Here is a 13,509-nt window from a genome sequence, read left to right as displayed (position 1 = left end):
CAGATGACTGACACCGCAGTGCGCGCCAGGACGGCGCTGCTGGAGGTCCAGGACGTCGCGGTGCACTTCGGCGGCGTCAAGGCCGTCGACGGCATCACGCTCGAGATGCGGCCGGGCCAGATCTACGGGGTGCTCGGCCCCAACGGGTCGGGCAAGTCGACCCTGCTCGGCGCGATGACCCGGCTGACGCCGCTGACCCGCGGGCGCTTCGTGCTCGACGGGGAGGACTACACCCGCCGGCCGGCCCGCAAGGTCCACCACATGGGGATCGCCCGCACCTTCCAGACCGTGCGGCTGCTCGACGACCGCTCGGTGCGCGACAACATCCTGCTCGGCCAGGACACCCTGTCGAAGGAGACCCGCAAGGAGGCCTCGACCCGGGTCGAGGAGGTGATGGAGCGGATCGGTCTGCGCGAGGTGGCGCGGATGCGTCCCGACGAGCTCTCCTACGGCATGCAGCGCCGGGTCGAGTTCGCCCGCGCCATCATCGGCCGACCCCGGCTGCTGCTGCTCGACGAGCCGACGGCCGGCATGAACACCGCCGAGCGCGAGGAGATCGGCGCGCTGATGAAGCAGCTGCTCGAGGAGGGGATCACCCAGTTCATCGTCGAGCACGACGTGCAGATGATGGTCGACACCTGCGACTACCTCTTCGCGATGAACTTCGGCAAGCTCATCGCCCAGGGCACGCCCGCGGAGGTGGTGCGCCACCCCGACGTCCAGGAGGCCTACTTGGGGAAGGGGGCGGCCGACGATGCTTGAGGTCACCGATCTGCACGTCAACTACGGCCCGGTCCGGGCGGTGCACGGCGTCTCGTTCTCCGCCGAGGCCGGCAGCATCACGCTGGTGCTGGGTGCCAACGGCGCCGGCAAGACGACCAGCCTCCGGGCGGTCGCCGGCTTCCACAAGCCCGCGTCGGGCAAGGTCGTGCTCGAGGGCAGGGACATCACCGGCACGCCCGCCCACAAGGTGGTCAGGCACGGGATGGTCCTGGTCCCCGAGGGGCGCAAGATCTTCTTCCCCCTCACCGTCGAGGAGAACCTGCGGATCGGCGGCTACGCCGCGCCCCGCGGCGGCCTGGACGCCGGCCTGGAGGAGGTCTACGAGAAGTTCCCGATCCTCGGCGACCGGCGCCACTCCCAGGCCGGCCTGCTGTCGGGCGGCGAGCAGCAGATGCTGGCCTTCGGCCGGGCGCTGATGTCGAAGCCCAAGCTGATGCTGCTGGACGAGCCCTCGATGGGGCTGGCCCCGACGATGGTCGAGAAGGTGCTCAGCAGCGTCCGGACGATGGCCGACGCGGGCATCGGCATCCTGATGGTCGAGCAGAACGCCGACGCGGGCCTGCGGATCGCCGACGACGTCGTCGTGGTCACCCGCGGCGAGACCGTCTGGAGCGGCCCGGCCTCCGAGGCGCGCGGCAACAAGGCGATCGTGCACGCGATGCTGGGCGAGGCAGCCCTCGTCGACGATGCCTGAGCAGCCGGAGCAGGGGGCAGCTGAGGCGGCGCGCCCGGGCGACAAGGACATCGAGGACCTCGCCCAGGCGCGCCTCGGCGGGGCCGAGCAGCGCCAGCTCTGGGAGGCCCAGACCGAGTGCGTGCTCTCGTTCCTCCAGGACGGGTTCCCCACCGCGGTGGTGATGAGCTTCCAGGTCGACGGGGACGGGCACTTCTGGTTCGCCACCGTCGAGGGGCGGCGCCAGGTCCGCGGGGTCGACTCCGACCCGCGGGTCGCCGTCGTGGTCTCCAACACCGGGACCGACCTGCCGGGCCGCCGGATGGTGGCGCTGCGCGGGGAGGCCCGGGTGCACCGGGACCGCGACGTGGTCCTCGACCGGGTGCGCAAGCTGGCCCCCCGGCTGGCCCCCGAGGACCCCGACGCCTTCGTGCGGCTGCTCGACAGCCCCAAGCGCGTTGTGATCGAGGTGGTGCCCACGCGGGTCACCGCCTCCCACGACTCCACCCGGCTGGCCGGCGACGGTCGCGGCCGGAAGACCGAGGAGGAGAAGCCCGTTGCCGAAGACGCCTGACGTGCCGGACCTGAGCATCGGGGGGTGGCTGGCGGCGCTGGCCGCCGACCCCGGCCGCCGCGACGCCGAGATCGTCGTCGAGGACGAGGCGGCCAGCGCCGTCGAGCTGGACCGGGCCGCCAGCTCGGTGGCGGCCGGCCTGCTCGCCCTCGGGCTCGCCCCCGGCGACCGGGTCGCGGTGCTGACCAGCGCCCGGATCGCCGCCCTCCAGGCCTGGTTCGGCATCGCCCGGGCCGGGATGGTCGAGGTCCCGCTCAACCCGGCGTCGGGCACGGTGCTGCTCCAGCACTGCCTGGCCAAGTCGCGGGCCCGGGTGGTGATCTGCGCACCCGAGCTGCTCGAGCTGCTGGAGGGCGCGGTCGAGGGCTCGTCGGTGGAGCACCTGGTGCTGCTCGACCCCGAGGAGCCGGCCGAGGCGACCGAGACCCCGGCAGGGCTGTCGGGGCTGAACGCCAGCACCTTCGCCGAGCTGCTCGCCCACCCGGCGGGGGAGGCCCCGGCCGTCGACCCCGGCTCGGTCGCGGTGATCCTCTACACCTCCGGGACGACGGGGCCGCCCAAGGGCGTCCGGCTCTCGCACCGGGCCAACGTCAACCTGGCCCGCCACACCGTCGGGCTGATGGGCTACACCCCGGCCGACCGGCTCTACAGCGTCTTCCCGCTCTACCACTCCAACGCCCGCTACTGCTCGGTGATGGCGGCGCTCGAGTCCGGCGCCCGGCTGCTGATGCACCGCCGCTTCACCGCCTCGGGCTTCTGGGAGATCTGCCGCCGCGAGTCCATCACCGCCTTCAACTACCAGGGCGCGATGATGAGCATCCTGCACAAGCAGCCGGCGCGGCCCGACGACCGGGACAACCCGGTCCGGGTGGCCTTCGGCGCCCCGTGCCCGGCCGAGATCTTCGAGGCGTTCGAGGAGCGGTTCGACCTGCGCCTCACCGAGATCTACGGCAGCACCGAGCTCTCCCTCATCTGCGAGATGCCGCCCGAGCGGCGCCGGGTCGGCACCGCGGGCCAGGAGTCGCCGCTCTACCGGGTCGCCGTCGTCGACGAGCACGACGAGGCGCTGCCCCCGGGCACCCCCGGCGAGATCGTGGCCCGGCCCAAGAACCCGGGCTGGATGTTCGACGGCTACGAGGAGGACGCGGCCGCCACCGTGCACGCGTGGCGCAACCTCTGGTTCCACACCGGTGACCGCGGCGTCCTCGACGAGGACGGCTACCTCACCTTCCTCGACCGGATGAAGGACACCGTGCGCCGCCGCGGCGAGAACATCTCCACCTGGGAGGTGGAGCGGGTGATCGCCGAGCACCCCGGCGTCGCCCAGGTCGCCGCCTTCGGGGTCGACTCCGAGCTCTCCGAGGAGGAGGTGATGGTCGCCGTGGTCCCGGCTCCCGGAGCCCGCCTCGACCCCAAGGAGCTGCTGGCGCACTGCGAGGGCCGGCTGACCGCCTTCGCCGTCCCGCGCTTCGTGCGCCAGGTCGACGCACTCCCGTTGACCCCGAGCCAGCGGGTGGAGAAGTACAAGCTGCGCCAGGACGGCGTCACGCCCGACACCTACGACCGGGAGACCTCATGACCACCGTGCTGCCCGAGCACCTGCAGGGCTACGAGCGGTTCCGGCTGGAGTCGCTCGACCCGGGCGTGCTGCTGGTGACGATGTGCCGGCCCGAGAAGCTCAACGCCATGGACCAGCAGTGGTTCGCCGAGCTGACCAGCCTGATGCGCCGGGTCGGCAAGGACGGCGACCCGCACCGCGCGGTGGTGCTGACGGGGGAGGGGCGCGCCTTCTCCGCCGGCGGCGACATCGACATGTTCCACGGCCTCGACGGGGACGTGCACCTGGTCCGGCCCCACCTGCTGCGGGTCTACGAGGCGTTCCACGCGGTGGAGAAGTGCGCCGTGCCCGTCGTCGGGGCGGTCAACGGGATCGCCTTCGGCGGGGGCAGCGAGCTCACCCTGGCCTGCGACGTCGCGTACGCCGCCGAGTCGGCGCGCTTCTCGTTCAAGGAGGCCTCGGTGGGGCTGATGCCCGGTTACGGCATCGTCCGCGGCCCCGACGTGATCGGGCGGCACTGGACGCGCTACCTGGCGCTGAGCGGCCGCACCGTGGACGCCGCGAAGGCGCTCGAGATGGGGCTGGTGCAGGAGGTGCACGCCGACGACCGCCTGGTCGACGCGGCGGTCGAGCTGGCCACCGAGATGGCCGGCAACTCCGCGCTCGCCGTGCAGGTCGGCAAGGCGTTCCTCAACCGGGGCACCGAGGTCGGCTACCCGGAGTCCGTCGAGGCGATCGCGCTGCTCTTCGGCACCCCCGAGCACCGCGACGCGGTCGCCGCCTTCCGCGCCCGCCGTACCTGACCGCGCCCCGCCCCGCCGCCCCGCCCCGCCGCCCCGCCCCCCTCCCCCCTCCCCCCTCCCCGCCCCCGCCCCCTCCCCGCGGGACGTCATCAGCTCTGGTTGCCCGGACGACCCACTCCGATGACGTCCCAGGTTCGTGAGGCCCCACCCCCCCCGGGACGTCATCACCTCCGGTCGCCGGGACAACCTGTGCCGATGACGTCCCGGGGTCCTCGCGGTCGGGGGCCGACTGGGAGAGGGTGGGGGAGGGCCGTTGCCAAGCGGAAGCGTCTGTGAGTAATGTTGATCATGAACACCATCAATAGGTCGTAGGAGAGGAGTGTCCGTGGGCAGCATCGAGGTGGCCGAACGCCGCGACGTCGTGTGGATCACCATCAACGCACCCGAGCGGCGCAACGCCTACGACCTGGACATGGCCCGCGCCATGATCACCGCGGTCGAGGACGCCGCTGAGGCCCGCGCGGTGGTCATCACCGGGGCGGCCGGCAGCTTCTGCGCCGGCGGCGCGCTGACCCAGCTCGGCGAGCCCGACCCGGCCCAGCTGCGGCGTCTCTTCACCACCTCGCTGCGGCTGCTCGACGCGATCCGCGCCTGCCCGCGCCCGGTGATCGCCGCGGTCGACGGCGCCGCCGCCGGGGGCGGCAACGAGATGGTCGTGGCCTGTGACTTCGCGATCGCCACCGAGCGCTCGACGTTCGGCCAGACCGGTCCCAAGGTCGGCTCCGCGCCGGTGCTCGGGGCGACCAACCTGATGGCGGTGCAGATCGGCGAGCGCCGGGCCAAGGAGATGGCGATGATGTGCCGCCGCTACTCCGCCGCCCAGGCCCACGAGTGGGGCCTGGTCAACGAGGTCGTCCCCGACGACGGCCTCGACGCCGCCGTGGAGCGGTGGCTCGACGAGATCGACGCGCTCAGCCCGCGCTACCTGGAGATCGCCAAGACCAGCTCCAACCAGTGGTGGAACCAGTCGAAGGACAACATGGCCGCCAACCTCGGCGCGCTGATCCAGGCGATCGGCAGCGAGGACATGCTCGAAGGCGCCAGGGCCTTCCTGGCCAAGCGCAAACCCGACTTCCGTGGCGCCCGCGCCGAGAAGTCCTGACGAGGGGTCGAACCGTGACGTTCCGCTACTACCGCGATCTGAAGCCCACCTTCGAGGACCGCTCCCAGTGGGCGCTGCCGACCGTGCTGCGCCACCACGCCGCCGAACGGCCCGACTCGGTCTGGCTCGACGTGCCGGAGGAGAGCGCCACCTGGACCTTCGGCGAGATGCTGGCCTCCGCCGAGCGGGTGGGCCGCAACTTCCTCACCCAGGGCGCCGGCCAGGGCGACCGCGTGGTGCTGGTCGCGCAGAACTCCTCGCGCTTCGTGCGCACCTGGATCGCCACCGCCGTGGCGGGCCTGGTCGAGGTGCCGATCAACACCGCCTACGAGCACGACTTCCTGGCCCACCAGGTGCGCACCGTGGAGGCGAGGCTGGCGGTCATCGACGACGTCTTCGCCGAGCGGTTCGTCGCGGTCAAGGAGGCCGCCTCGACGATCACCAAGTTCTGGGTGATCGACAACGGCCAGCAGGACAAGGCGATCCAGCTGCTCCGCGAGAACGGCTGGGAGGCCGCCCCGTGGGACGAGCTCGAGGACGAGCTGCCCGCCGGTACGAGCGTCGAGCTGCCCGAGGTGCTCCCGCAGGACCTCGCCTCGGTGCTCTTCACCTCCGGGACCACCGGCCCGTCGAAGGGCGTGGCGATGCCGCACGCCCAGATGTACTTCTTCGCCGATGAGTGCGTCTCGCTGGTCCGGCTCACCTCGGACGACGCCTGGATGACGCTCACCCCGCTCTTCCACGGCAACGCCCAGTTCATGGCCGCCTACCCGACGCTGGTCGCCGGCGCCCGCTGCGTGATCCGCAGCAAGTTCTCCGCTAGCCGATGGATCGACCACATCCGGGAGAGCCGGGTGACGGTCACCAACTTCATCGGCGTGATGATGGACTTCATCTGGAAGCAGGACCGCCGCGAGGACGACGCCGACAACCCGCTGCGGGTCGTCTTCGCCGCCCCGACCGCCGCGACCCTGGTGCAGCCGATGAAGGAGCGTTACGGCATCGAGGCGTTCGTGGAGGTCTTCGGCCTCACCGAGACCTCGGCGCCGATCATCTCGCCGTACGGCGAGGACCGCCCGGCGGGCGCGGCCGGCCTGGCGGCCGACGAGTGGTTCGACGTCGCGCTGGTCGACCCGGTGACCGACGAGCCGGTCGCGGTCGGTGAGATCGGCGAGCTGGTCATCCGGCCCAAGGTGCCGTTCATCTGCTCGATGGGCTACTTCAACGCCCCCGAGAAGACCGTCGAGGCGTGGCGCAACCTCTGGTACCACACCGGCGACGCGCTGCGGCAGGACGAGGAGGGCTGGTTCTACTTCGTCGACCGCTTCAAGGACGCGCTGCGCCGCCGCGGGGAGAACATCTCCTCCTACGAGATCGAGACCTCCGTGCTGAGCCACCCGGCCGTCGTGGAGTGCGCGGTCATCGCGGTGCCGGCCTCCACCGAGGCGGGCGAGGACGAGGTGATGGCCTACGTCATCACCAAGGAGGAGGTGACGCCTGCGGAGCTGTGGGCGCACTGCGACGGGCGCATCCCGTCGTTCGCGGTGCCGCGCTACCTGCGCTTCGTCGAGGAGCTGCCCAAGACCCCCTCGCAGCGGGTGCAGAAGGCCAAGCTCCGTGAGCTCGGGGTCACCGAGGACACCTTCGACCGGACCCCCGAGACCCGCTGAGCCACCCCCTCCCAGGAGCTGACGTGCATCCCTACCGCTCGATCCTCTTCGTCCCCGCGCACAAGCCGGAGTGGGCCCGCAAGGCGCTGGCCTCCGGGGCCGACTGCCTGGTCATCGACCTCGAGGACTCTGTCCCGGCCGGCCTCAAGGAGTCGGCCCGTGACACCGCGCGCAAGACGCTCGCCGAGCTGCGCGCCGAGTCGCCCGACGTGGGTCTCTTCGTGCGGCCCAACGCGCTGGACACCAAGATGTCGGGCGCGGACCTCGAGGCCGTCGTCTGCCCCGAGCTGACGGGTCTGTTCACCCCCAAGATCCGCAACGCCACCGACGTGGTCCGGTGGGAGACGCTGATCGACTGGTTCGAGGCGCGCAACGGCGCCGAGGGCCTGGAGATGATCGTGCCGGTGGAGATGGTCGACGCGATCACCAACGCCACCGAGATCGCCGGGGCGTCCCCGCGGGTGGGCGCGATGATCGGGCCCACCTCCGAGCACGCCGACATCGCCCGCGCGGTGGGCTACCGCCAGTCGCGCGAGGGCAGCGAGACGCTCTACCTGCGCAGCCGCATCCTGCTGGCCTGCCGCCAGTTCGGCCTGCACCCGCTCACCGGTCTCTGGGAGGACCTCGCCGACCTCGAGGGTCTGCGCGAGTTCGCCGACTACGGCCTCCAGCTCGGCTTCCGCGGCCAGGTCCTGATCCACCCCTCCCACGTGCCGGTGGTGCACGAGGTCTACACCCCCTCCGACGAGGAGGTCGCCTACCACGAGGAGCTGGTGGCGACCGTGGAGAAGGCCGTCGCCGAGGGCCACGGCGCGGTCCGGTTCAAGGGCACCCACGTCGACCTCGCCCACGCCGACAAGGCGCGGGACTGGCTCGCGCACGCCCGGAAGGTGCGGCGCGAGGGCTGAGGCCGGCTACAGCTAGAGCGGCCGCTTCAAGCCGCGGTGGCTGGCGACGTACCCGAGCCGGGCGTAGAACGCGTGGGCGTCCTGGCGTCGGGCGTCCGAGGTGAGCTGGGCCAGCGTCGCGCCGCGCGCGCGGCCGTGCTCGTGCGCCCACTCCAGCATCGCGGTGCCGAGGCCGACGCCGCGGAGCGCCGGGTCGACCCGGACCCCCTCGACCTGCAGCCGGGTGGCCCCGGACCGGGAGAGCCCGGGGATCACCGAGAGCTGCATGGTGGCGATGACCGAGCCGCTCTCGTCGCGCACCGCCACCAGCAGCTGGCCGGGGTCGCACGCGATGCGGTCGTAGGCGGCCTCGTAGCGAGGAAGGTCGAGGCTCTCGCGGCTCGCCCCGATCTCGTCGCCGGCGAGGAGGGCGACCAGGGCCGGCACGTCCTCACGCGTCGCACGCGCGAGGCGGTAGGCGCGCCCACCCACCGCGAGCAGCCCGCCGGAGGCCTCCTGGGAGTCCCGTCGCAGCTCGGCGACGAGGAGGTCGAGCCACCGGCCGACGTTGCGGCGCGCCTCGTCGGTGTCGGGGTAGCGGCAGCGCAGGTGAAGTCCGGACTCGTCGAGGACGAACCAGAGCATCACCCCGTCGGTGAGGATCGAGGCGCCCACGTACTGCGCCTCCAGGCCGGTGGCGTCGACCCGCACCGGCAGCCGCCGCAGGTCCAGCCAGGAGATGGCGAACATCCCGGGCGCCTCGGGCATCCCGCCCCACGGCGCGAGCACGTCCTCCAGCGGCCACGACCCCAGCCGGACCGCGTCCTTGACCGCCGTCGCGGCGGAGCGCGGGTCGGGGTCGTCGTTGCACAGCACCGAGTTGGTGATGAACCACCCCACGGAGTCGTGCCAGGTGGGCTCGTAGCGGCTGTGCACCGGGAAGACCGCCCGTAGCGGCTCGTCGGCCAGCACCCGGGTCACCCGGGTCATCGCCGCCACCACCACCGCCAGGGTGGAGACCCCCAGCTCGGCCGCGAGGTGCCCCAGGGAGGCGCTCGCGTCGACGTCGAGCACGTCGCGCACCTCGACCCGCTCCCGGTGCATCCCGTCGTCCGGGCCCAGCGGCATCGGGAAGCGGGGCATCACCCCGCCCGACTCCTCCAGGGTGGTGCGCCAGCGCTCCCGCACCTCCCCGGGGGCGGGCTCCATGGCCTGCAGCGCGGCGGTGTGCTCGGCGAAGTGGGGAGGGGTGGGCAGGTCGGCGAACGGCTCCTGGCCGAGCCGTACGGCGTCCAGGGCGCCGAGGAGGTCGCGGGCGATCACCAGCATCGACCACATGTCCACGTGCGCGTGGTCGGCGGCGACCACCAGGGTCGTCCCGTCGGCGGTCTCCAGCAGGCACAGCAGGTGCGAGGGGGCCGAGCAGGGACGGCAGGCGGCGTCCAGGAGCTCGCGCAGCGCGTCGTTGACCGCCTGGCCCGCGGCGATCGGGTGGTCGACCCACCGGCCCTCGCCCACCGTCACCGCCTCGAGCTCCGGCCCATCGGGGCCGGGTGAGAAGACCGAGCGCAGCGTGCCGTGCCGCAGCAGGACCGCACGCCACGCGGCCTCGACCTCCGGGGCGGGTCTGGGGGAGGGAAGCCGGAACGAGAGCGCCATCCAGGACCCGGCCCGGTCGCCGGCCCCGACGTGCCGCCGCTGGTCGAAGGAGACCGGCAGGGACCGGCCGGAGGGCTCCACCGCGAGCTGGTAGGCGCGCAACCGACCGAAGGGCAACCGCAGATGGGCGATGTTGGTCAGTCGCATGAGCCGTACCCTAGATCTCCCGCCACGACAGGAGCCCGGCTTGCCCAGACTCAAGGTGCCCCACGCCGAGCTGGACTGGGAGCTGAGCGACGAGGGTGGAGCTCCCGTGGTCCAGCTGCACGGCCTGACCTCCAGCCGCTACCGGGATCGGCTGCTCGACCTGGACCTCGGCCTCGGGCTCAGCGGCACCCGGCTGCTGCGCTACGACGCGCGGGGCCACGGCAGGTCCACCGGCCGCAAGGTGCCCGAGGACTACCGGTGGGAGGCGCTCTCCGAGGACCTGCTGCGGCTGCTGGACCACGTCTTCCCGGGGGAGCCGGTGCACGGGGTCGGGCCCTCGATGGGCTGCGGGACCCTGCTGCACGCGATCACCCGGGCCCCCGAGCGGTTCTCGGCGCTCACCCTGGTGGTGCCGCCCACCGCGTGGGAGACCCGCACGGGCAAGGCGGCGGAGTACGTGGAGGCCGCCGACCTGGTGGACCGGGCGGGCTTCGAGGCTTTCGTGGCGGTGGGCGCCGCCGTGCAGCCGCCGCCGGCGACCGTCGGGGCGCCGCGCACCGTGCCGGACGTGCCGAAGGAGATGCTCTCCACCTTGTTCCGGGGTGCGGCGCTCACCGACCTGCCGCCCCGCGACGCCGTGGCCCGGATCGCCGTGCCCACCACGGTGCTGGCCTGGACCGACGACCCGGCGCACCCGGAGAGCACCGCGCAGGCGCTGGTCTCGCTGGTCCCGGGGAGCAGCCTGGTGCTGGCACGCACTCCCGACGACGTCGCCCGCTGGCCGGGGCTGCTGCACGACCAGGTGCAGGCGCTGCACTACGACAGGTCGAGCCGCATCAGGTCGTGGGCGGGGCGGAAGCCGAGCGCCTCGTAGAGGGGGATCGAGACCTCCGAGGGTGCGAGGACGACCCGCGCCATCGCGTTGCTCCGCGCGAACCCGAGGAGGGCCGTCATCAGCGCCCGCCCGACGCCCTGTCGGCGCTCCTGCGGTACGACGTAGACGTTGGCGCCGTAGAGCCACCGGGTGCGCGGTCGCCCGGCCGCGGGCATCCGCGTGAAGACCTGTGCGTTGGCCATGCCGATCGGGCGACCGTCGTCGTAGGCCACCCAGGCGCGTCGGTGGTGGCGCTCGGCGGCCCACCAGGCGCGGAACTCCTCGTCGAAGTCTTCGTCCGCGTCGTCCTCGGCCGGCGGGAACCAGCGCCTCCTCAGGGTCAGGAGGTCGTCGCAGTCCTCGCCCACAGGGCGGATCTCCCAGCTGTCGCGGTTCGCCACGGACCGATCATCCACGAGCCGGCCGCCAGGGACTCCCAAGATCCTGGACTAGACCCCCAAGATCCGGGAGGGTCCGCCCGCGAGGTCGCCCTGCGGACCCTCGACTACGAGCTCCGGACGCACGCCGATCCGGCCTGGCGCCCGGCCGACGTCCGGGAGAAGGTGGTGCCCCCGCTCCACGTGCAGCGCGAGGACCTCCGGTCATGGACGAACCCGGGCGGCCGAAGGGCCCGGGCCTCTCGGCCCTAGCCCCTTGCGGCGAGTGGCGGACTAATAGAGGGCAGGTGCGTTGCCCCAGACCACAGCCCGTCCCCATGACGGGCTGGGTCCTCGTGTGAGGAGGGGTCGATGGACACCCCGAACGGCCCAGCCCCCTACCCCGTCCGCGTCGAGGCCGAGCTGGATCCCAGCCTCAGCCGTGGCCTCTGGCTCGTCAAGTGGCTCCTCGCGGTGCCCCACTACGTGGTGCTGACCTTCCTGTGGACCGCCTTCGGGGTCACCAGCCTCATCGCCTTCTTCAGCATCCTGTTCACCGGCCGCTACCCGCACGTCCTGTTCGACTTCAACGTCGGGGTCATGCGGTGGAGCTGGCGGGTCGCGTTCTACGCCTACGGCGCCCTGGGAACCGACCGCTACCCGCCGTTCACGCTCGCGGACGTGCCGGGCTACCCGGCCCACCTCGAGGTGGACTACCCGGCGCGCCTCTCCCGTGGCCTGGTGCTGGTCAAGTGGTGGCTGCTGGCCATCCCGCACTACCTGGTGGTGGCCCTCTTCGTCGGCGGGGTGGGGTACGGCGTCCGCGGCTTCCCCGACGACCCGGCGCTCAGCCTCGGCCTGGTCGGCGTCCTGGTGCTGATCGCGGGCGTGGCCCTCCTCTTCACCGGCCGCTATCCGCGAGGGGTCTTCGACCTCCTGCTGGGCATCAACCGATGGATGCTGAGGGTGGCCGCCTACGTCTCCCTGATGACCGACCGCTACCCGCCGTTCAGCCTCGAGCAGGGCGGGCACGAGGCCCCCCGGCCGGTCTCCGCACCGACCGTCGCGGACCCGGCGGTCGCCCCCACCACACCGATGGGCTCGGAGCCCACAGCGACCGGCCCGGAGCCCACACCGACCGGCTCGGAGCCCACCCAGACCGGGTGGACCGCCGGGCGGGTCGTCTCCCTGGTCATCGGATCGATGCTGGTCGCGTTCTCGCTCTTCCTCGCTCTGCTCGGGCTCGTGCTGGCCGCGGCCGACGTGGGGGCGAAGGACCCCGACGGGTACGTGATGAGCTCAGAGGAGTCGTTCACCACCACCGCGTTCGCCATCACCTCCGACGACCTCGACATCCCGACCGACATCCCCGAGCCGCTCCTGCGCGAGAGCCTGGTCGGCGACGTGCGGTTCACCGCGGACAGCCGCGCCGGAGACGAGGTGTTCCTCGGTGTCGCGCCCACCCGCGACGTGGACCGCTACCTCGACGGCGTCCGGTACGACGTCGTCAAGGACCTGGGCGACGACGGGAGGCCCGTCTTCCGTCCGGTCGAGGGAGGAGCGCCCGCGACCGCCCCCACCGACGAGGGGTTCTGGACCGACAGCGACTCGGGGGTGGACGGCGTCCAGGTCACCTGGTCGCCCGAGGAGGGCGACTGGACCGTCGTGCTGATGCGTGCCGACGGCACCGCCGGGGTGGCTGCCGACGTCGCCGTCGGGGCGGAGTTCCCCGTGCTGGCGACGGTGGTCGCAGTCCTGCTGGTCACGGCCGCGGTCGTGCTGTTGATCGGTGCGCTGCTGGTGGCTATCCCGATCCGCGGCGCGTCACGGAGCCGCCGGGTGATGACCCGGTCGTGAACGCGGGTGGAGCCGCCGCGGCCAGCCGCGCGTCCCACCTCTATGACGCCGCGACTCCGACCCTGCGCCCTGCTGCTGGCCGCCGTGCTGGCGTTGACCTCGTGCGGCGACCCCACGGCGTCCCAGGACGCCCGTGAGGCCGAGCCCGCCGAGGCGGCGTCCACCCCGACCGGCGAGGCGCCGACCGGAGAAGCGCCGACCGGAGAGGCGCCGGCCGGCACTCCCACGCCCACCCGGGCCACGACCCCACCCACCGACGGCCTGCAGAAGATCCGGGTGACCGGGGAGGTCACCGGCACCGGTGACTGCGTGGTGGTGCGCGACGAGCACGCGGTCACCTGGACCCTGACGGGTGCGGCGACCGACGGGCTCGCGGTGGGGGACCGGGTCCGGGTCACCGGCGCCCCCGACCTGGGGGCCACCGGGTGCGGGGGACCGCTGGTGCGGGCGACGACCGTCACCGTTCTCGACTGAGGCCGGGCGCGACGAGGGCCGGGGGCGTGTCGCCCCCGGCCCTCACCGTGCTGCTGCTGTGCTCCTACAAG

The 13,509-nt window shown here is 72.7% G+C and carries 13 protein-coding genes; 11 read left to right on the top strand and 2 right to left on the bottom strand.

Going from position 1 to position 13,509, the window contains the following annotated elements; genetic code table 11:
- Positions 1 to 3: 3 nt before the first annotated feature.
- The 8 genes from AC4BGE_RS04570 to AC4BGE_RS04535 all read left to right on the top strand — a co-directional run bounded on the left by AC4BGE_RS04570 (position 4) and on the right by AC4BGE_RS04535 (position 8,071).
- Positions 4 to 762, top strand: a complete 759-nt coding sequence (locus tag AC4BGE_RS04570; RefSeq protein ID WP_490571186.1) for an ABC transporter ATP-binding protein — start codon at positions 4 to 6, stop codon at positions 760 to 762.
- Positions 755 to 1,477: an ABC transporter ATP-binding protein gene (locus tag AC4BGE_RS04565; protein ID WP_490574498.1), complete on the top strand. Its 723-nt coding sequence runs from the start codon at positions 755 to 757 to the stop codon at positions 1,475 to 1,477. Before AC4BGE_RS04570 ends, AC4BGE_RS04565 begins: the two co-directional genes overlap by 8 nt.
- Positions 1,470 to 2,030: a pyridoxamine 5'-phosphate oxidase family protein gene (locus AC4BGE_RS04560; RefSeq protein ID WP_490574497.1), complete on the top strand. Its 561-nt coding sequence runs from the start codon at positions 1,470 to 1,472 to the stop codon at positions 2,028 to 2,030. Before AC4BGE_RS04565 ends, AC4BGE_RS04560 begins: the two co-directional genes overlap by 8 nt.
- Positions 2,014 to 3,609: an AMP-binding protein gene (locus AC4BGE_RS04555; protein ID WP_490574496.1), complete on the top strand. Its 1,596-nt coding sequence runs from the start codon at positions 2,014 to 2,016 to the stop codon at positions 3,607 to 3,609. Before AC4BGE_RS04560 ends, AC4BGE_RS04555 begins: the two co-directional genes overlap by 17 nt.
- Positions 3,606 to 4,391, top strand: a complete 786-nt coding sequence (locus tag AC4BGE_RS04550; protein WP_490574495.1) for an enoyl-CoA hydratase/isomerase family protein — start codon at positions 3,606 to 3,608, stop codon at positions 4,389 to 4,391. The genes AC4BGE_RS04555 and AC4BGE_RS04550 overlap by 4 nt, the downstream gene beginning before the upstream one ends.
- 325 nt (positions 4,392 to 4,716) lie before the next feature.
- Positions 4,717 to 5,493, top strand: a complete 777-nt coding sequence (locus AC4BGE_RS04545) for an enoyl-CoA hydratase/isomerase family protein (protein ID WP_490571181.1) — start codon at positions 4,717 to 4,719, stop codon at positions 5,491 to 5,493.
- 14 nt (positions 5,494 to 5,507) lie between these two features.
- Positions 5,508 to 7,163, top strand: a complete 1,656-nt coding sequence (locus AC4BGE_RS04540) for an AMP-binding protein (RefSeq protein WP_490574494.1) — start codon at positions 5,508 to 5,510, stop codon at positions 7,161 to 7,163.
- Between the two features lie 23 nt (positions 7,164 to 7,186).
- Positions 7,187 to 8,071 carry an HpcH/HpaI aldolase/citrate lyase family protein gene (locus tag AC4BGE_RS04535; RefSeq protein ID WP_490571179.1) on the top strand — a complete coding sequence of 295 codons (885 nt, stop codon included), beginning with the start codon at positions 7,187 to 7,189 and terminating at the stop codon, positions 8,069 to 8,071.
- A 12-nt stretch (positions 8,072 to 8,083) separates the two neighbouring features.
- Here AC4BGE_RS04535 and AC4BGE_RS04530 read toward each other — a convergent pair whose 3' ends face one another.
- Positions 8,084 to 9,856, bottom strand: coding sequence for a GNAT family N-acetyltransferase (locus AC4BGE_RS04530; RefSeq protein ID WP_490574493.1), 1,773 nt, complete (start codon positions 9,854 to 9,856; stop codon positions 8,084 to 8,086).
- A gap of 40 nt (positions 9,857 to 9,896) precedes the next feature.
- Here AC4BGE_RS04530 and AC4BGE_RS04525 point away from each other — a divergent pair, with 40 nt between their 5' ends.
- The gene (locus AC4BGE_RS04525; RefSeq protein ID WP_490574492.1) at positions 9,897 to 10,730 is read left to right on the top strand and encodes an alpha/beta fold hydrolase; all 834 of its coding nucleotides are present in this window, start codon (positions 9,897 to 9,899) and stop codon (positions 10,728 to 10,730) included.
- Here AC4BGE_RS04525 and AC4BGE_RS04520 read toward each other — a convergent pair.
- The gene (locus AC4BGE_RS04520; RefSeq protein ID WP_490574491.1) at positions 10,673 to 11,131 is read right to left on the bottom strand and encodes a GNAT family N-acetyltransferase; all 459 of its coding nucleotides are present in this window, start codon (positions 11,129 to 11,131) and stop codon (positions 10,673 to 10,675) included. The two genes, AC4BGE_RS04525 and AC4BGE_RS04520, sit on opposite strands and share 58 nt — an antisense overlap.
- 348 nt (positions 11,132 to 11,479) lie before the next feature.
- On the opposite strand from AC4BGE_RS04520, the gene AC4BGE_RS04515 reads away from it, so the two are divergent.
- Together AC4BGE_RS04515 and AC4BGE_RS04510 are read left to right on the top strand one after the other, a co-directional pair.
- Positions 11,480 to 12,964, top strand: a complete 1,485-nt coding sequence (locus AC4BGE_RS04515; protein WP_490574490.1) for a DUF4389 domain-containing protein — start codon at positions 11,480 to 11,482, stop codon at positions 12,962 to 12,964.
- Between the two features lie 42 nt (positions 12,965 to 13,006).
- Complete coding sequence (locus AC4BGE_RS04510; protein WP_490574489.1) at positions 13,007 to 13,438, top strand: hypothetical protein; 432 nt, start codon at positions 13,007 to 13,009, stop codon at positions 13,436 to 13,438.
- The last annotated feature ends 71 nt before the right edge of the window (positions 13,439 to 13,509 follow it).

The sequence above is a fragment of the Nocardioides sp. Z50_6 genome (assembly GCF_058215755.1).
The sequence above is the reverse complement of the archived record's forward strand: the minus strand, read 5'-3'. Positions and strand labels throughout refer to the sequence as shown.